Genomic DNA, 19542 nt, shown 5'->3' with positions numbered 1-19542 from the left:
GCTCGGTGCCAGGTTATTCTTTCTCAAAACCCCTTTTCACACAAAGGGGTTTTGTTTGTAGATTTGATTTGCGTCATATTTGTCATATTTTCTGTTATAATAAAAGGCTGTGTTAATTGGTATGGAGTAAAGGAAACTATGCCGAAACTGAAAACGCGAAAGGCAGCAGCCAAGAGATTTAGAGTTACGGGAGGTGGCAAAATCTTACGCCGTAAAGCGAATAAGAATCACTTGCTTGAGCATAAGAGTGCCACTCGGAAGCGTCGTCTTTCTCAAATAACCACGGTTTGTGAGAGAGATGAGGAAAATGTGCGGTTAATGTTGCCTTATCTTTAAGGTACTGTTCTGTCATTGCATCAGAAGTTGAACATATGAGGATAAACGATTATGCCAAGAGTTAAACGGGGTAATGTTGCTCGAAAACGGCGCAAGAAAATTTTAAAGTTGGCTAAAGGGTTTCGGGGATCTCACTCTAAACTCTTTCGCACGGCAAATCAGCAAGTAATGAAAGCTTTGCGGAATGCGTATCGCGATCGCCGCAAGCGTAAGCGTGATTTTCGTCGCTTGTGGATTGTTCGCGTTAATGCAGCCGCTCGTCAAAATGGGGTGAGCTATAGTAAGCTGATGGGTAACCTGAAAAAAGCGAATATCCAGATCAATCGGAAAATGTTGGCAGAGATGGCGATTCTTGATCCTAAAGGATTTAGCAAAGTTGTGGAATTAGCCACCCAAAAGAGCGCTTAGATCTTGAAGGTAATGGTTGACAGATGACATCGCCATCCCCAACTCAATGATCGTTCAGAAGGGACGGTATGTTTCCCTTTTGGACGTTTATAACGGATATTTCAGACTCTCAAGCTTGAGACTATTGCTAAGGGTCTGATGGCTTCCTAGAAGCAGAATCTGCTTAGAACAGGAGACTAGGTATTAGAAGGTGGTGCTTACCCAGTACAATAAATAGAGAGAAAAACAACACAGAGTCTGATGCAAACTTCACTGCCGATCGCTTATCTTTCTATATTTCTAGTTCTCTTAGCTGTTTCAGCTTGGTTTATCCTTCGTCAAGTCTTAAAAACTCGGCGTTCTGAAGCTCTGTTTTCCCAGTTACAAAAAAAGCTGAAATCCAATCAAGGAACGGCCGAAGAATACTATGAGCTAGGCTGCCTTTACTCGGATAAGAAACTCTACAGCCAAGCTATTCAACTCTTTCAAAAATCTATCAAGTGTGATGATATCCCGGAACAAGAGAGTGCTTTAGTTTATAATGCGCTTGGCTATGCCTATGTAGCGAAAGAACAGTATGATGTAGCCATACGACAATATAAGGAAGCGTTAAAAATTTCCCCTGATTATGTGGTTGCTTGGAACAACTTGGGGTTTGCATATGAGAAAAAGAATTTGACAAAACAAGCTTTAGAAAGCTACGATGAGGCTTTGAAAGTAGATCCAAGCAACAAAACAGCTAACACACGGGCAAGTTCTTTAAGAAAACGGTTAAGTCCATCTACATAGAGACGACTAGGATAGATGATTATCTAGTCCATAAATTGGGAGAGTGAGCTGTGGAAATTTCCCTCGATCGCCTGTGGACTCAAGTCCTTGATCGGCTTGAAGAAAAACTAAGTCAGCCAACATTTGAGACGTGGATTAAAACAGCAAAGGCAATTGACTTACAAGATAATTGTCTGATTCTGGAAACTCCTAATTTCTTTGCTCGGAACTGGCTTCAAGCGAACTATATTAATATTATCAAAACAACAGTAGAAGATCTTTTAGGTCATTCTGTGACTCTTAAAATTACTGTTGCTAATCAAGAAAGTTCATCTGAAAATTCAAGTCCTTTGTGGTCTTCAAATCCAGCTATTCCCAAAACTTACACTTACCCCAAACCAACTGAACTTAACCCTAAATATGTATTCGAGCATTTTGTGGTCGGTTCTAATAATCGTATGGCTCATGCTGCATCTCTGGCAGTTGCTGAATCTCCAGGACGAGAAAACCCTCTGAGTTTTAACCCTTTGTTTCTCTATGGAGGTGTAGGGCTTGGCAAAACTCATCTGATGCAAGCAATTGGACATTATCGACTCAAAATTCGGTCAGATGCTAAAGTGTTTTATGTCTCTACAGAAAAATTCACCAATGATTTAATCACAGCTATTCGTCAAGATAGTCGTCAAGGGTTTCGCGATCATTACCGAACGGCAGATGTTTTATTAGTAGATGATATTCAATTTATTGAAAGTCAGGAATCGACTCAAGAGGAGTTTTTCCATACCTTTAATACGCTCCATGAAGCAGGAAAACAAGTCGTTTTAGCCTCAGATCGTCCTCCCAGTCAAATGCCCCAACTGCAAGAGCGTTTATGTTCGCGGTTTTCGATGGGATTAGTTGCGGATATCCAACCCCCGGACTTAGAAACACGAATGGCAATTTTACAAAAAAAGGCCGAATATGAAAACTTAGATTTACCCCAAGCTGTCATTGAGTATATTGCCACGAACTATACTTCTAATATTCGAGAATTAGAAGGGGCACTAATCCGAACCGTTGCTTATATGTCAATTTCGGGATTATCAATGACGGTCGAAAATATTGCCCCTGTGTTGAATCCCCCAGCAGCTCATGCAGAAGTTTCGGCAGATGTGATTATTGCTGTAGTTGCAGAAGAATTTCAGGTGACTCCAGAGGATTTAAAAGGTAATTCAAGACGCAGGGAAATTAGCCAGGCTCGTCAAGTCGGCATGTACCTGATGCGTCAGCATACAGACTTAAGCTTACCCAAAATTGGAGAGGAATTTGGAGGAAAAGACCATACAACGGTTATGTATAGCTGCGATAAAGTAGGGCAGCGACGGGAACAAGATCCAGACTTGGCCAAGCTTCTGCGACAACTGGGCGATCGCATTACTCTGGTGAGTCGTTCCCAATAGTATGGGAAAAGTTGAGACTTTTGACTGAGACATTGCTATCATTTGTGGAGTTTGACTCTGTGATATTGAAGTCCCCTATAGTCTCTCTCCTTTCCTCTTGGTGATGATGAAAACTGATAGCCTTTCCCAGCAACAACAGTCCCTCTTGCGTCAACTGCTCAAAGCCATCCATAATAATCCAGGCGATCGCCAAGTCATCTACCCCTTGTTAGACCGCAACGCTAACTTACTCAACGCCCAGTTTGCCCAAGAATTAACCACTTGGGCTACGGAAAAAGGCACTGCGTCCAAACCCAGTACCGCCATTAGTTTAGGTCACACCCTCTGCCGTTTTGCCGAACTGATCGCCTCTTGTCCCCAAGGGAATCACCATCTCTATTGTGAAATTGCGATCGCCAGTTACCAAGTTGCCCTGAAGCTCTTCTCAGTAGAACCCCACCACCCCCAATACAGCGAAACCAAAACCTTACTGGCCGAACTCGAAAACCATTATCATACCCTGCCGACTGACTCAACAACCCGCAGATCACAAGCCTTTCCCAACTCACGGGATGGCCTATATCTATCGAGTCGAGTTGAAGAAAAATCCTATCAATTACTGCAATGGGGAGGATATAGTTTACTCCTGCTGACCCTATTCAAAGCAGTAGAATACCTGATTGATCTTAATCCTAGTTCTCTGCTCGATCGCCTGGATCTGGCCCATAACTTAATTGATATCGTCTGGATGCCCCTAATCGGATTAATCTTAGTCTTTTACCGTCAGCAAGGCTACGTTTCTCGGCATCACCTCTATTGGCTACGCTTCCTCTCCTGGGGATCGCTCGTACTTGCGAGTCTCTATGGAGTTCTAACCCTGTTTGGCTTCGGTGCTGCTCTGAGCATTAGTCAAGGCAAAGTTCAACAACAGCCAACTGCCCCAACCAGTAACCCAACCCTAACCCTCCGAACCCAACGCCCCCTAAACGTGAATTCCTCCTCCTCGATCGCCCAATCCTTCCTGAGTGCCCCTCCTATCTCTCAGCCAGAACCTAAACCCCCCCTAGGATTACTTGGAGGCATTTGGGGAGTATTAGGTTTTACCTTTATTTGGCGGATGACGCGCTGGACTCGATCCTTTCGTGGATAATCAGGGATTGCTGGTCGATAGAGTGGACGGGGGAATTTTCTCCATCGGAATCAGGGCTTCCATCACCGATTTGACAATCGGAGCCGATACCGTACCCCCAAAGGCTCCTCCACCTTGGGGTTCATCCACCACCGCTACGACTACATAGGGGCCATCCGGCAAAATACCGACAAAGCTTGTAATTTTAGCAGACTCATAATACCCACCACTGGCAGCCGCCTTCTGAGCGGTTCCCGTCTTACCTGCCACCCTATAATTAGGAATATGGGCCGCCTTGCCGCTCCCTCCATCCACCACCGCTTCCATCATGGCCAACACCGCTTCAGCCGTTTCTTCAGAAAACACCCTACGGGGCGGTTCAAAATTGGGGGTATAGTGCAATTGTCCTTGCACATCCCTGAGTCCTTTAACCACATGGGGAGTAACGAGAAATCCCCCATTGGCCAATGTGGAATGGAGTTGGGCCAACTTGAGGGGAGTCAAAGATAATCCCTGACCAAAAGCAGCCACGGCTGGCTCAATGGCTGAATTCACAAACTGTTCTTTGGGTTTGAGATAACTGGCCGTCTCACCCGGTAAATCGACTCCCGTGAGCGATGAAAGGCCCAGATTTTCCAGCCCGTCATAAAAGACTTCCGGCTTCATCTGCTGGACAATTCTAACCATCGCGACATTACTGGAATATTTGATAATATCAGTCAGATTTGAGACTCCTCTGCCGCCATTATAATCAAAGTCATAATTTTGAATCGGCCATTGACCAATATAAATCTGTCCTGGATCGTAAAATTGATCGTCAAGTTCAATAGCATCAGCTTCTAAGGCGATCGCCACATTAATCGGCTTAAAGGTTGAACCCGGTTCGTATAAATCCGTAATGGCCCAATTTTTTAACAACTCTAAATCCGCTTGCCAATAACTATTAGCATCAAAAGACGGATATTGCACCAAAGCCAAAAGTTCCCCATTGGCTGCATTCATGACAATTACCGTACCGCGCTTGGCATTGTAGTTTTTCATTTGCTCAGAAAGCGCTAACCGAGCCACCCGTTGCAGGCGAGTATCCAGGGTTAACTGTAATTGCAAGGCATCAGCATTCAACAGGGGGGTTGAGTCTTGATTGGGTAAAATATCTCCGCCTCCGGTGCGGGTTACTTCTACCGACTCACTAGAGCGCTCTAGAATATTGCCATAGGCTGCTTCAACGCCGGTTTGGCCCAGACGATCCATATTCACATAACCGACGATTTCCGATACCAGGTCTTCTTGGGGATAGATGCGCTCTTGATAAGCCATTAGATCTAAGCCATCTAATGATAAATATTCAATCCGACGGGCGGCATCTTCGGGGACACTATACTGAATTTGGATACCGGTTTCAGCTTCATAAAAGCGTTGCATGAGTTGATCGACTGGTATACCCAAAATCCCAGAGAGTTGACTGGCAATTTCTGAAGCCGGTTTCTTAAACATGATGGGATGGGCATACAAAGTAAATCGGGGTTGATCGACGGCTAAAAAATGTCCTTGGCGATCGACAATAGAACGGCGGGGTGTGAGTTGGTATTCCTGAGTGCGTTGTTGTTCTTGAGCTTTTTGGCGCAACTGTGAACCCTCAATCACCTGTAACGTTAAGAGTTTCAGGCTTAAACCCAATAAACTCGCAATCAGCACTCCCCAGACAATCACCGATCGCATCTGAGGGACACTGGCCATTTTTCTCCTCGGCTTTCTAGACGAAAAACGAGAAGCAATGACCTGACGTTGGCTTGGCGGAGAAGTTGAAGCCATAATTGTGGCAAAAGATACTGAATTAGAACAGGAAAGAAAGTGAGCCAAGGAAAGCCTACTACTCTAGGTTTAAGGCTTAAAGCGCTTCGCGCTAGGCAAAAGGCAAAAGGCAAGAGGCAAGAGGCAAGAGGTTTTGAGCGTTCAACCCTGTATTCCATAACAGAGCAAAGTGCTGTAAAGTTTCAGATCGCCAGCCTTAATATCCTAGAGGGGTTGACGATAAGGGTTCCGGTGCTACATTGACAGGCAGTTGAGACCCAGTAGAGTGGGGACGTTGTTCAACCGGGTCGAGGAAAATCGTAGTTTCTGGATTTTGAGGCACTAATCCCGTGTCGCTGGTTTCGGCTTGAGAGGCCATACGATTTTTTAAGATTTCACTGGCGGTTACTAATTGACGTTCATAGCGCTGTAGGTTTTGCAGATGATTATATTTTGCCATCCATTCTTGTTGGTTTTGCACCATTAAACTATAGATCCCCAGGGTCGCGGCTCCTAAACCTAGGGTACAGACAAAGACAAGTTTTTCGATCGCCTGTAGAGCGATGACACTTTTCGGTAAGCGGTTGCGCTCTGGATCTAAGCGTTTAACCTGAGCTGGTTCAGGGATTGACCGAGGAGCCGGACTTACCCGACCAGAAGCAGGGCGCTGTGTTTTGTTGATAGGGGGAGCAGCGATAGCAGAGGAGTCACGGCCCGTCGTTGCTGGGGGTTGAGAAGGTTGGGAAGAGACTAACCGCAGTCTGGAACGATTGGGGTTGTGTAAACGGGGTCTCTGGGGACGAGGGGAGGAATGGGGAAAAGATTTGAGAGCAACCATGAATTGAATAGATTTGGGAGGTGTTCAGTAATAACGATCGCCATGCGATCTCAGGAAAATGGGAATGTTGGTATTAACCCATGGGTTAATACTTCCATTTAGTCATATTATGGGCGAAACACAATAGCACTGTCTCGTTTTTAAACATTGATGGAGGGTGAACATAGGGCATGATGGATAGGGACTCTGGCAAGGATCAAAAACATCCTCGTGAGGATCGCGATCGCCTGGTTGTGGATCAATTACTGCAACATTCTGGAGAGCCGACAGATTTTCATTTAGCTGAGTTAGCACGGTTGAGAATTCGTTACCAAGGATTTCCAGGAGCTAGAGAGCTGAAACAGAAGTTAGATCGGGCCTTGCAACAGTGGAACCTGAGCGAGGAAGCCTTATTTGAGCGAACCCGTGCTATTCATAGCCAAGGATTGGTCTATAAACGGGGAGGAGATCAACAAGAAGACTGGAGTTAATCTTACATCTGCGATCGCCTCCAGCCAAAGCAGGATCGGCGGAAGCACTATACAATAAGGGGTGTTTTGCTCTTTTCTTTCACATTTCCATGGCCGATCAACTGCATTTACGTCAACTGCTTCATCAATTGAACGATCGCAGTTATAAAGCGTATAAAGATATTCGCGGTCGCTACCAGTTCCCAGGATTTTTGCTCTGTATTGACCGAGTGCAGGGCGATCCCTTTGCTGCACCGAGTCAGGTACGGGTCTTAGTCTCCTATGAGGTGGCCGGTTTTCCTCTACAAACCTATGAAAACCACAGTCGGGCGATCGCCTTATGCGATTATTTAACTCGTCAATTTGGTCAAGTTTGTCATCAGGTTAGCGATCGCCAGGGGACGGGAAATAGTGGCTTAATTCAGATGGTGCGGGTCGGACAAGAAGTCTTATCTCGCACTTCGATTATTTTAACGCAACAAGGGATTGAAGCCCGCTTTACCGTAGGTTTACCGGCCCAGGGACGGCGAATTTTGGGCTATCAGGCAGGGGAATTGTTGTGTGAAGATTTACCGGAAATTGTGGAACACTCCCTGAGATATGAGAACTTATCGGCGGAGGAATTACAAGCGCATATCGAAACCGTCGAAGATGCGGAAGTGTTGCGATCGCAGTTGAGCCAAAATCAGTTAGTCGCTTTTGTGGCCGATGGGTCGATTTTACCCCGTTGCAGTGGAGTCGATCGACGGCCCTTGGCCGATGGAGCCATTCCCTTTCAGTCTCCGGAGTCCCTACGAGTGACTCTAGAAACTCCGAACTGGGGCAAAATTACGGGTATGGGAATTCCCCAGGGAGTAACGTTGATTGTGGGGGGAGGATACCATGGGAAATCGACCCTGTTGAAGGCGATCGAATTGGGGATTTATAATCATATTCCCGGAGATGGGCGGGAGTTTGTGGTCAGCGATCGCCGCTCGGTTAAGATTAGAGCAGAGGATGGCCGGGCCGTCACCGGGGTGGATATTTCCCCGTTTATTCAGGATTTACCGCAAAATTTGGATACAAAAGCTTTTTCGACCACCAACGCGAGTGGGAGTACGTCCCAAGCGGCCAATATGATGGAAGCGCTGGAAGTCGGGGCGAAGTTGTTTTTAGTGGATGAAGACACGGCTGCCACTAATTTTATGATCCGCGATCGGCGAATGCAAGCCTTAGTTGCCAAAACCTGCGAACCCATTACCCCCCTGATCGATAAAGTGCGTCAACTCTACACGGATTATGGGGTGTCTACCCTGTTGGTGATTGGGGGAAGTGGGGACTATTTTGATGTGGCTGATACCGTGATTGCCATGAATTATTTTGTACCCGAAGACCTGACCGCAGCAGCGAAGGCGATCGCCAAAAAATACCCTACAGAGCGACAAATCGAAGGCGGAGACCATTTTGGGCAAATTTCCGCTCGCATCCTCCTCGGAGCGAGTGTAGACCCCAGTCAGGGACACAAACCAGTGAAGCTCAAGGTTAGGGATGTGAATCAAGTGATTTTTGGCACGGACTCCATTGACTTAGCGGATGTAGAGCAGTTGGTAGAAGTGGGGCAGTTAAAGGCGATCGCCGAAGCCATGGTTTATGCTAAAGAAAAATATCTCGATGGTCAACACACCCTCGCCGAAACCCTAGACGGCATTTTCGCCGATATTGACCAGGGAGGGTTAGACGCACTCACCCGGTTTCGGGAAGGCAACCTAGTCGAATTTCGCCCCTTCGAGTTAGCAGCAGCACTCAATCGACTGCGTTCCCTATCGGTCAAGACCATCGGTCATCAGTAATGATGTCCATCTCCATCTGCGCCCCCCAATTTCCGACGCGAGGGGGGTGTGGAAAATGCCCTCGGCAGTCAAATCGCTCTATTCCTTATCCAGTATGGGGTCTAGCCATTGTCAACCTTGAAGCAGCGTCGGCCCTTACAGAGCAAGGGTTTCAGGGATTTGGGGTTGTTTTTTCAGTCGCTCTCTGCTATGATTACTCTTGTGCGTCGGAAATGTACCTTGAAAAGCAAATACAATAAGGGTCTCAGAAGCAAGCGGTTGAAACACCCATAAATCCCTATTAGGGATTGAAACTTGGCGATGGCCAGCAAAAGCTTGGATGCCTCAGGTTGAAACACCCATAAATCCCTATTAGGGATTGAAACAGGACAGCAGTAAATGCAGCCAAAACCACAGTAGTCAAAGTTGAAACACCCATAAATCCCTATTAGGGATTGAAACTTTTCTCTATTACTATCATTCAATCTGTACTTACGTTGAAACACCCATAAATCCCTATTAGGGATTGAAACATCTTCCTCCCAACTATGGGCATTTGCCGGATAAGAGTTGAAACACCCATAAATCCCTATTAGGGATTGAAACATCTTTGAGATGGTTTAAGCGGGCGGTTGTCCGGTTTTTGGTTGAAACACCCATAAATCCCTATTAGGGATTGAAACTCTCAATAATGGCACAATTCCCGTCATAGGGGGGCGTGAGGTTGAAACACCCATAAATCCCTATTAGGGATTGAAACTCACGCAAAGGGCCAAAGCGAGAAGGATTAGGATTGTTGAAACACCCATAAATCCCTATTAGGGATTGAAACGAACAAGGCAAACGCAAGGATAAACCCCCAACACCGTTGAAACACCCATAAATCCCTATTAGGGATTGAAACTGTTCGTGCCTATGAGTGGTCAGCCATTCCTAAAACCCAGTTGAAACACCCATAAATCCCTATTAGGGATTGAAACTCCGTAATAGGGGATGTACTCCACGCGATCGCCATGGTTGAAACACCCATAAATCCCTATTAGGGATTGAAACAGCTCCGAATATAGCTTCTATCGCGAGCCGACCGATCAGGATGTTGAAACACCCATAAATCCCTATTAGGGATTGAAACTTGCCCTAGTCTAGGTCAAGGCCATAAGCAATTTCCTCTATTATATTCATGTCCGCGAAGCGGAAACACCATAATTAAAAGTCTAGGGAGCGAGACGCTCCCACTCCAATAATATCAACGGATTTCAGGAGTGCGGGCATCTTGCCCGCTTGTCTTTTCCCATTCACCGGACTTGATATTACCTATTACCCATTACCCAACCCATTACCGCGCAAAGCACTTTAAGAGACTGGAATCTCAATCTCGAACTCTGTGCCCTTGTTCAGTTCAGAATGACACACTAAACGACCCTTATGGCGATCGACCACAATTTTATAGCTAATCGAAAGACCCAAACCCGTTCCTTCTCCCACCGGCTTAGTCGTAAAAAATGGGTCAAACAAGCGCTGTTGATGAGATTCAGAGATTCCCGCACCATTATCAGCAATATAAATCAGCACTGATTTCAATCTATCCGCAGAATAACGAGCCTCTGTGCGAATCGTAATCATCGGCACAAACTGTTTATCTTTTTCCGCTTCCTCCTTCAAAGCATCAATAGCATTCGCTAACAAATTCATAAACACTTGATTTAGCTCGCTGGGATAGCAATTAATCAGAGGCAGTTTCCCATAATCCTTAATCAGTTCAATCGGGACAGAATGGGAGAATTCCTTAAATCGATGTTGTAAAATCAGCAGCGTACTTTCAATTCCTTGATGAATATCCGCCTCCTTCATATCCGCTTCATCTAACCGGGAAAAGTTCCGCATTGAGATAATAATATCGCGGATGCGATCCGTTCCATGTTTCATTGATCTTAATATATTTTGAGCATCTTCCAGGATAAAATCAATTTCTAACTCTTCCCTTAATTCCTCAATTTCTGATGCTGGATTAGGGTATTGTCTTTGATAGGCCTCTAATAAATGCACAAAATCTTGGAAATAGTGGTCAATAGGAACCAGATTCCCAGCAATAAAACTGACTGGATTGTTAATTTCATGGGCAATCCCAGCCACCAATTGACCTAAGCTGGACATTTTCTCTGTTTGAATCAGTTGAATTTGAGTTTGTTTCAACTCCACAATTAACTTTTCCAACTCATCAGATTTTTTTCGCAGATCATCCTCAGCTTGGCGACGTTCAATAATTTCTGTTTGTAACTGATTGTAGGCATCTGAAAACGTTTGCGCTAGATGAGTAAATTCTTGAGAATTAAACCGATTTGCAATCACACAATTCTGATTATTTTGGCTCTCTTCTATGGCCTGATTGATTTTTTTAAGAGGCTGTAATACTGTGTGCTGAATCGCCCATCCCAGTACCAGAAGAATCACGATCAGAGCAGAAAGGAGGATAACAGTAGAGAAGATAAATGTCTGTAGCGATCGTCTTTCCATTTCCGCCCGATCGATAAATAGCATGACTGCACCACTCGAAGAACTAAAAATCGAGCTATAAAATGGAACCTTAAAAATCAGAATCGATTTTTGGTCTAAAACCACTTCTGTATGAACAGGCTGTTCCATTCGCAGCGAAGGTTCTAAGGCTTGGATATCCGATTGCAAACGAAAGTATAAACTTCTCGGAAAAATAGTATTGCTATGGGCAACGATCTGCTGATTAGAGCCAAGAATGACAACTTCCAAAACTGCCGGTAAAGTGGCATAGTTTTGTACCGTCCGGTTCAGACTCGCCCGATAACTGCCTTCAACAATCCCTTCTACTGAAAAAATCAAGCTCTTGGCTAAAGCTTCAGCCCGACTTTCAACCTGTTCTGCCAAGTTTCTTCGCAACCACCAAGATTCTACAATCAATGCAATTGAACCCACGGCTAAAAAGGCAATGATAAACGTGCTAAGAAGTCTTTGAGATACTGTCCATTGAGAATGTTCCTTACGCAGAAATTTCATTAGTTGTAGTGTTTTACTGGTTTTGTTCGTCTTCCCAAATGGCGATCGCCGACATCACCTGTGTTGGGTCAATCTTAACATCTTCCACAATCGTGCGGTTATGACGGGGGTCTTCCTGCAATAATTGAGCAATTTCTCCTACTGCTTCTTCTAACCGTCCATTGGCAGAAAACATGCGACGATTCATCTCAATATCTCCTTTTTTCAACCCCGAATAATCACTGGCAAAAGAGTCTCCACTTTGTTGCAGTAATTCTCCGACGACATTAAAGACGACTTGGGGCTGGGTTTCAATCTCCTGCATTAAATCAAACCAAGCTAAAATAAATTGAGTTAGTTCTTCTGGATGACTTTGCACATAACTGGCACGAGACACGAAACCATCAATGACTAAACTATCCACATCTGCGGTGGTGAAGGGAATGCTGCCATTAATGGCTTGTGCTGTTTCACTTAAATCTGGCTCCCACAATACTGCTCCCTTGATGTTCCCTTGCTGGATGGATTCAATCGCTACTGGATTAGAAATATCTCGAATATTGACATCTTCTGGATTGAGTCCATTATTTTTTAAGGCTTCGAGTAAAATTAAATGGCTCACGGTTCCTAATTTTGCTCCAATGGTATTACCTTTCAAGTCTGAAACCGATGCGATATCTTCCGTCACTACTAATCCATCGGAACCGTGAGACACATTGGTAACCATGAGATAAACCAGAGGATCGTCCCCTGGTTCCACCTGCATTAATTCCCAGAGGGAGACGAAGGCAGCATCTAAATTGCCAGCGAGCAAACTGCGAATGGTATCTTGAGCCACATCAAATCGGGAAAATTCGACTTCTAAGCCTCGTTTTTCAAAGAGTCCTGCCTCTTGTGCGTAGAGCGCGACATCATATCCTGGCCAGGTATTTGTTCCTATTTGTAAGGTCGTGAGGCGATCGCTGTTGACATTACATCCTTTTAACAATAAGCTGGTTATTAAAGTGAACAAGGCGAGGGTAACCCATAACGGTTTAAGATAGACGTTTGAGAATGGCTTAAACATCAGCAGATTCCCAGTCAGTTTCAGAAATTGATCTGTTCATTCTAACAGTTTCGCTTAAATATTCTCAGAACTGACCCGAATTCTTAAACTTTCTATAAATTGCGATCGATTTCAGCACCTAGCACGTAAGGTGGGCAGGAGAATCAGCTATACAGCATGTTGCTCTGTTATAGAATACAGGGTTGAACGCTCAAAACCTTTTTCAACAATACTATTGCCTATTGCCTATTGCCTTTTGTCTTTTGCCTTTTGCCTCTTGCCTTTTGCCTTTTGCCTCTTGCCTTTTGCCTATTGCCTTTTACCTTTTGCCTATTGCCTATTGCCTATTGCCTATTGCCTTTTGCCTTTTGCCTATTGCCTATTGCCTATTGCCTAGCGCGAAGCGCTATAGATTCATTGGCTCTAACCAACCGCGCATTTTACCCGGATTCAACAAACCATAGGGATCGACTTGTTTCTTAAAATTCACTTGCAGAGGATTAATCATGCCACTGCCCCCATCCTCTAAAATATAGGTATGGGGATTAAAGATCATCACTCCATGATTCTCGTGATCCTCCATAATTTCCTGTAACCGTTCCGCACTCGTAAACCGCACCACCTGCAACCCACAGGGAGACACTTGCCCTTGATAACGTACAATTTCTAAATGCATCATTACTTCGTCCCCATACCGCTCATAAAACTGCTGCACCAATTGCAATTTCGGATCGTAGGGAAAGCGACTTTGTAAATAGGTCAAATTGGGGTCGGCTCCGCGAGCATGGAGGGTGGTATGATTCCAGGTAAACTCTCCTAAATGCAGCAATTTTTCTGCTATAGAAGCAACATAAGTCATTTCCCCTTGAAACTCTCGCACCAAAGATTCTAAACCGGCTAAACCAGTGGAATCAAAAATGAGTAAAACGGCGTGCTTGCCATCGGGTAAATAGGGCTGAAGAGCGGTAAAATAGGAGGGAATGGGCCAAGCGTGAACACTGATTAATTTAGCAATTAAACCATCGGATTCGCCTAACTGTTGGCTAAACCTGGCTGCTGCCATAAAGTCTGAGAAAACAATGATACCTTCAGCCCAGGGATAACTCGGCGCTAAGGGCATCTGTAGCTCAATGATAATGCCATTGGTTCCATAGGCGTGATTGACTTGTTGAACTTCATCGCCTTGTAATTGCAGCACTTGGGGTTCTTCTTCGACGGTGACGACTTTGGCAGCGAGGAAATTGCCGCGATCGCCCAACCATCCGTATAAAATAGATCCAATGCCCCCACTTCCCCCCGCAATAAACCCCCCCAGGGTTGCCGTGCGATAGGTAGAAGGAAGCAGTCGCAACTCCCAACCTATTTCCGAGGCTAACTTATTAATTTGGGCTAACTTTGTTCCCGGTTGCGCTCTCACCCATCCGGGTTCAATCTCCAGGATCTGATTCATACGAGTTAAATCTAAAACGACTCCCCCTTCTAAGGGAACGCATTGGCCATAATTTCCCGTCCCTGCACCCCGAACCGTAACCGGAATTTTATACTCTACACAGGCCTTAACCACCCGTAAAACATCCGACTCATGGCGGGGAAACACCACCACATCCGCCCGTTTTTCCGATAGCAACGGCTGTAAAATGGGGCTAAAATGAAAATAATCCTGGGATAACTTCGCCACCTGATTCGGTTGCGTCGTCCACTCTATCCCTTCAAGAGCCGACACCCATTCATCCCAGTGGTTTTTGAGCTGTAGTGAAATCATCCCATCCCTTCATAAACCGCTCTCTAAGCTTACCATAGCCCCTGTGAATCTTCGTACACAATCAACGGGTGTGTAAGTTTAACTTGCCAGAATAGACACTAAGCGATGGGTGTTGAACCCATTCCTTATTCCCTATTACCGATTACCCATCATGAACACCATCAAGAAATGGATTATTTTAGGCAGCATTGAACTGATCTTCTGTTTTTGGCTCTTAGGCAATTCCGCCAATTTAGTCAGCGCTCCGAGTACCTTAAAAGTGTGGTTAGGCATATTGGGATACTTTTCCAGTTTAATCTTCATTCCTGCCCTATCAATTATTCATATCCAAAGTGAACTTTCCGACGCAAAACGTCGCCAACAGCAACTAAAAGCTGCCTTTCCCTACGACTCTTTTTCCTTATTGGAATTACTCGATCGTAAATCGACTATTTAGGAGTAAGTTTAATGAAATTCCGTCCTTTGATCCTGTCGAGTTTTCTGGTTACCGTACTCGGTTCTCTAGTCTCCTCCTGTGGCGTATTGCCGGGAACCAGTGTTAAACGAATTCCTCCCGGTTATGTGGGCTTAAAAGTGGAATTATATGGCGATAATCGGGGCGTGCAAAATGCCACGATTAGCACCGGAAAAGTCTGGTATAACGGCTATAGTCAAGAAATTATTGTTTTTCCCGATCATGTGCAGTATTATATTCTGACGGCTTCCGTTGATGAAGGGTCGCCCAAGGATGAAAGTATTACGTTTGGCGTTGGTGGCACTACGGTTAACGCGGATGTGTCTCTTTCCTATTTCTTTAATACCAATCAAATCAAGGATTTTTATGGTAAATACCTGAAAGATCCAGATCAGTTTAAGGGGACGTTAGTCCGCAGTGAAACTCGTAACTGTTTTAATCAGTCGGCAACGAATTATAAACCGGAAGAAATTCTGGGTAGTCAGCAATCGAAACTACTCAAAGAAGTGCAAACTTGCTTAACGGATAAATTTGGCCCGGTGGGGGTTAATTTTGAGTCGGTGGGATTTGTGAGTAAACCCCGCTTTGATGAATCCATTGAGGCACAAATTACGGCTCGCTTTCAAGCGGAACAACGGGCGATCGCCGCTCAAGCGCAGTTAGAGGTTGCCCAAGCGGAAGCCAAGCAAAAGGCAGTGGAAGCGCGAGGAGACGCAGAAGTAGCGAAAATTCAAGCTTCTAGCATTACCCCCATGACGTTGCAATTGCGGCAAATTGAACTACAAGAGCAAATGATCGAGAAATGGAACGGTGTTTTACCCATTTATCAAGGTACACCTGCACCGTTTCCGTCCTTTAATGTGGAGACAGCGCAGTAGGGGAATGGGGAGAAATCCTGAATTGGGGGTGAATTCCTTGGAGGATAGAAGTATATAGCACTGTGCAATGAGTTATCAACATTTTGCCCTCATCCCCCTACCCCCTTCTCCCAAGGGAGAAGGGGAGCAGAAGTCCCTCTCGGAGTGGGAGAGGGATATAGGGAGAGGGCATTTCCAGTTGCACAACTCATTGAGACTAGCTATATAGCACTGTGCAATGAGTTCTCAACATTTTGCCCTCATCCCCCTACCCCCTTCTCCCAAGGGAGAAGGGGGATAAAAGTCCCTCTCCCTTGGGAGAGGGATATGGGGAGAGGGCAAGCTCTGGTCGATTCACATTTACTCATTATTCCCTATTCCCTATTCCCTATGATTCTGCAAGATAAAAATTGGCAAACCTATCGCGACTTAAAAGAAGCCCTAAATTTAAACCTGCGTCGCCAACTATTTTTAGCCGTGTGTGACGATCCGAATTTTTGCCAGTATTTGGTTAATCAACTGGATATGGAGAGTCGATGTAATGGCACGCCTCTAGATTCTCAGATTCCGCGATGGGTAACTCTAGAATTAGAAGCCGACGATCCGAACCTGGTTCACCAAATCGATCGCTGGTATGATACGGTCAATCATCACACAATCCAAAACGCTCTGGCTTCAACCCCAAATTCACCCCCCAGACGACGCAAAGATGACTGGATGAAGGTTTCGCCTTTAGATCTTGCTCCTCATGTTCCCCGCGAGTTGTCCCCTGGGTTCCAGTTTTTTGGGGTGCAGCGTCTTACCCAAAAGTCGCCAACCCAACAATGGTCTTTTTTACAAAATTTGGAATATATTGCCCAGCGTTATCTGGATTTAGCTTGGGAGTGGAATCTGTTAATCTGGATACCTCGCCCTTGGTTATTTTCGATTCAACAGTCGGTTCCTCGATTTTGGCATTGCCATACAGCATTGTTTGAGTTTTCCTCTGAACCCCTTCCGGCTAATTCACGGGGGGGAGTGGGTTTAAATGAGCGGGTAAAGGTGTTAGCTGGGTTACCTGAGCAAGAGAAAGACACAGAGGAGCAAGAGCAGAAACTGGGGGGAGCAGTAGGGGAAAAGCCGCGTCCTCTCGTGGTAAAAACCGATACTGTTGAAGAGGTGCAAGCAGCGATCGCCTCGCAAAAGGAAGCGCTAGAGGCGTTAGAAGACGATGCGATCGCCCGGTTAGACTTGCTCAATGATTTAGGCAATCTCTACTGGATTTTATCGCGGAAAATGGCGAACCGGGAAGAGGGGTTAGAAGCGCTCAAACAAGCCATTCACACCTATGAACAAGCCCTAAACCATCCGCAAATCCAATCCCAACCCCAAGGCTATGCTCGCCTACAGAATAACCTGGGGATTGCCTACGGGGAATTATCGCGCCATGAAAACCCGGTAGAAGGCTTAGAAAAGGCGATCGCCGCGTATCAGGCTGCCTTATCCTATCGAGAGCAACCTGGAGATCAATCCTATGAGCAAATGTCCGAGCCAGACTTACAGCACTATGCTTCGACTCAAAATAACCTGGGAACCGCCTATTGGAATCTGGCGCAACACCAAGAGGCGGCTAAGAATTTGAAACAGGCGATCGCCGCCTATCAAGAATCCCTAAAATATTATCATCCCGATCGCGATGCTCTCAGTTATGGCATGATTCAAAATAACTTAGGGACTGCCTATTGGAATTTATCCCGATATCAGAATCCTAAAGACTATTTGCAATTAGCCATTTGGTCATATCAACTGGCGCTTCAATATCGTACTGTAGAGAAAAATCCCAGTGGCTATACGGCGACGCAAAACAATCTGGGAACCACCTATTGGCATTTAGCCAATCAACCCGATGCACCCATTGAGCAGAGACGCGAACACTTAAAAGAGTGTATTGGTGCATATCAAAGGGTGATTGAAACCATGGAAAATCCTGAAAATCAAGACTCTTTATCTCTCAGCTTCGATCCCGTTTCGACCCATAATAACCTCGGTGTCGCCCTCTATCAATTGGCCATGACTGCCCATCAAGTCGGTTCTCAGGATCAATCCGATCGCTTAGAACCCCTGGAATTATCCCTCAAACATCATATCGAAGCCTGGACAAGATGGCAAAATCACCCGCAAATGGCGCATACGGCGCTTAACTATCTCCTGCAAGCGTTGCGATCGCTCTATAATGAAGGTGGTATTGACGCTCAAAACCGCGCCCTAGCCCAAGTTCCCAGCAATTTATTACCCGAAATTCTTAATCGACTCTAACTCAACAACCATCAACAAAAGAAAGGGATGAATTCCAAGATTCATCCCCATCAAAAACAATATCAGTGAACAGTTAGGAACAAACGAAGAGCGAACGCTCAGGTGCGATTAAACAGCAGCCGCTTGTTTAGTGGTAGCGTTTAACTCACCTTTGCCATATTTAACGGCATAAACATCTAAAGTTTGTTGCTTGATCTTGCTGGCATTACCGGCAGTCCAGAACTGTTGATAGCGATCCAAGCAAACTTGTTTCATGTACTTGATAGAAGGCTTCATGAAGTGGCGAGGATCGAAGTTAGAGGGATCTTTAGCAGCCGCTTCGCGGATAGCAGCCGTAATCGCTAACCGGTTATCGGTGTCGATATTAACTTTACGCACACCGCTCCTGATTCCTTTTTGAATTTCTTCAACGGGTACACCGTAGGTTTCAGGGATGCTACCACCGTACTGGTTGATGATGGCAATTAAATCTTCAGGTACAGAAGAAGAACCATGCATCACCAAGTGGGTGTTAGGCAGACGCTTGTTGATTTCTTCAATGCGGCTAATGGCTAGGATTTCGCCAGTAGGTTTACGGGTAAATTTGTACGCACCATGGCTGGTTCCAATGGCTACAGCTAAAGCGTCTACTTGAGTTTGTTCTACAAATTGAACCGCTTCGTCAGGATCGGTTAACAATTGATCGTGAGAAAGAGTTCCTTCAAACCCATGACCATCTTCTTTGTCACCTTTTCCAGTTTCCAGAGAACCTAAGCAACCAAGTTCTCCTTCAACACTAACCCCAATGGAGTGAGCGACTTTAACCACTTCAGCCGTAACATTAACGTTGTACTCAAAGCTGGCAGGGGTTTTGGCATCCGCTTCTAAGGAACCATCCATCATAACGCTGGTGAAACCATAGCGCATGGCGGTATAGCAGGTATCAGGAGCATTCCCATGGTCTTGGTGCATAGCAATGGGAATATGGGGATAGCTTTCCACTGCGGCTTGAATCAGGTGACGGAGGAAGTTTTCACCGGCATATTTTCTAGCACCACGGGAAGCTTGCAGAATTACAGGGCTATCGGCTTCATCAGCAGCTTGCATGATGGCCAGAATTTGCTCCATGTTGTTTACGTTGTATGCAGGGATACCGTAGTTGTTCTCGGCTGCGTGATCGAGCAGAAGTCGCATGGGTACGAGGGCCATACTATACTTGT

17 protein-coding genes and 1 CRISPR repeat array are annotated in these 19542 nt (G+C 45.5%); of the genes, 11 read left to right on the top strand and 6 right to left on the bottom strand.

Going from position 1 to position 19542, the window contains the following annotated elements:
- The first annotated feature begins 138 nt into the window (after positions 1-138).
- From rpmI to PMG25_RS16995, 5 genes are all read left to right on the top strand, one after another.
- On the top strand, positions 139-336 hold the full coding sequence (rpmI, locus tag PMG25_RS17015) for a 50S ribosomal protein L35 (RefSeq protein ID WP_283768094.1): 198 nt from the start codon (positions 139-141) through the stop codon (positions 334-336).
- Positions 337-387: 51 nt separating this feature from the next.
- Positions 388-744 carry a 50S ribosomal protein L20 gene (gene rplT / locus PMG25_RS17010; RefSeq protein WP_283768092.1) on the top strand — a complete coding sequence of 119 codons (357 nt, stop codon included), beginning with the start codon at positions 388-390 and terminating at the stop codon, positions 742-744.
- 240 nt (positions 745-984) lie between these two features.
- Positions 985-1512: a tetratricopeptide repeat protein gene (locus PMG25_RS17005; protein ID WP_283768091.1), complete on the top strand. Its 528-nt coding sequence runs from the start codon at positions 985-987 to the stop codon at positions 1510-1512.
- 50 nt (positions 1513-1562) lie between these two features.
- Positions 1563-2930: a chromosomal replication initiator protein DnaA gene (gene dnaA / locus PMG25_RS17000; RefSeq protein WP_283768090.1), complete on the top strand. Its 1368-nt coding sequence runs from the start codon at positions 1563-1565 to the stop codon at positions 2928-2930.
- A 106-nt stretch (positions 2931-3036) separates the two neighbouring features.
- Complete coding sequence (locus PMG25_RS16995; protein WP_283768089.1) at positions 3037-4059, top strand: hypothetical protein; 1023 nt, start codon at positions 3037-3039, stop codon at positions 4057-4059.
- Here PMG25_RS16995 and PMG25_RS16990 read toward each other — a convergent pair whose 3' ends face one another.
- Together PMG25_RS16990 and PMG25_RS16985 are read right to left on the bottom strand one after the other, a co-directional pair.
- Complete coding sequence (locus PMG25_RS16990; protein WP_283768088.1) at positions 4060-5850, bottom strand: peptidoglycan D,D-transpeptidase FtsI family protein; 1791 nt, start codon at positions 5848-5850, stop codon at positions 4060-4062.
- Between the two features lie 196 nt (positions 5851-6046).
- Entirely contained in the window at positions 6047-6667 is a 621-nt protein-coding gene (locus PMG25_RS16985; protein ID WP_283768087.1) for a hypothetical protein, read from the bottom strand.
- A gap of 173 nt (positions 6668-6840) precedes the next feature.
- Here PMG25_RS16985 and PMG25_RS16980 point away from each other — a divergent pair, with 173 nt between their 5' ends.
- Positions 6841-7137: a DUF3288 family protein gene (locus PMG25_RS16980; protein WP_347178866.1), complete on the top strand. Its 297-nt coding sequence runs from the start codon at positions 6841-6843 to the stop codon at positions 7135-7137.
- Between the two features lie 89 nt (positions 7138-7226).
- A complete protein-coding gene (locus PMG25_RS16975; RefSeq protein WP_283768085.1) occupies positions 7227-8945 on the top strand; it encodes an ABC-ATPase domain-containing protein in 1719 nt (572 codons plus the stop codon).
- A gap of 257 nt (positions 8946-9202) precedes the next feature.
- A CRISPR array of direct repeats spans positions 9203-10056; the repeat unit is 37 nt; unit sequence GTTGAAACACCCATAAATCCCTATTAGGGATTGAAAC.
- Positions 10057-10277: 221 nt separating this feature from the next.
- Here PMG25_RS16975 and PMG25_RS16970 read toward each other — a convergent pair.
- Both PMG25_RS16970 and PMG25_RS16965 read right to left on the bottom strand, forming a co-directional pair.
- On the bottom strand, positions 10278-11951 hold the full coding sequence (locus PMG25_RS16970; RefSeq protein ID WP_283768084.1) for an ATP-binding protein: 1674 nt from the start codon (positions 11949-11951) through the stop codon (positions 10278-10280).
- A gap of 13 nt (positions 11952-11964) precedes the next feature.
- Positions 11965-12996, bottom strand: coding sequence for an ABC transporter substrate-binding protein (locus PMG25_RS16965; protein ID WP_283768083.1), 1032 nt, complete (start codon positions 12994-12996; stop codon positions 11965-11967).
- A gap of 214 nt (positions 12997-13210) precedes the next feature.
- Here PMG25_RS16965 and PMG25_RS16960 point away from each other — a divergent pair, with 214 nt between their 5' ends.
- A complete protein-coding gene (locus PMG25_RS16960) occupies positions 13211-13372 on the top strand; it encodes a hypothetical protein (protein ID WP_283768082.1) in 162 nt (53 codons plus the stop codon).
- A 9-nt stretch (positions 13373-13381) separates the two neighbouring features.
- On the opposite strand, the gene PMG25_RS16955 is transcribed toward PMG25_RS16960, so the two are convergent.
- Positions 13382-14737 (bottom strand): FAD-binding oxidoreductase, encoded by a 1356-nt coding sequence (locus PMG25_RS16955; RefSeq protein ID WP_283768081.1) that lies wholly within the window; start codon positions 14735-14737, stop codon positions 13382-13384.
- Positions 14738-14888: 151 nt separating this feature from the next.
- Here PMG25_RS16955 and PMG25_RS16950 point away from each other — a divergent pair, with 151 nt between their 5' ends.
- The 3 genes from PMG25_RS16950 (at position 14889) to PMG25_RS16940 (ending at position 18343) form a co-directional block, all read left to right on the top strand.
- Positions 14889-15173, top strand: a complete 285-nt coding sequence (locus PMG25_RS16950; protein WP_283768080.1) for a hypothetical protein — start codon at positions 14889-14891, stop codon at positions 15171-15173.
- 11 nt (positions 15174-15184) lie between these two features.
- Positions 15185-16069, top strand: a complete 885-nt coding sequence (locus PMG25_RS16945) for an SPFH domain-containing protein (protein WP_283768079.1) — start codon at positions 15185-15187, stop codon at positions 16067-16069.
- A gap of 306 nt (positions 16070-16375) precedes the next feature.
- Positions 16376-18343 (top strand): tetratricopeptide repeat protein, encoded by a 1968-nt coding sequence (locus tag PMG25_RS16940; RefSeq protein ID WP_283768078.1) that lies wholly within the window; start codon positions 16376-16378, stop codon positions 18341-18343.
- A gap of 108 nt (positions 18344-18451) precedes the next feature.
- Here PMG25_RS16940 and fba read toward each other — a convergent pair whose 3' ends face one another.
- Positions 18452-19531 (bottom strand): class II fructose-bisphosphate aldolase, encoded by a 1080-nt coding sequence (fba, locus tag PMG25_RS16935; RefSeq protein ID WP_283768077.1) that lies wholly within the window; start codon positions 19529-19531, stop codon positions 18452-18454.
- Positions 19532-19542: the final 11 nt, after the last annotated feature.

The sequence above is a fragment of the Roseofilum capinflatum BLCC-M114 genome (assembly GCF_030068505.1).
GTDB classification, from domain to species: domain Bacteria; phylum Cyanobacteriota; class Cyanobacteriia; order Cyanobacteriales; family Desertifilaceae; genus Roseofilum; species Roseofilum capinflatum.
The sequence above is the reverse complement of the archived record's forward strand: the minus strand, read 5'-3'. Positions and strand labels throughout refer to the sequence as shown.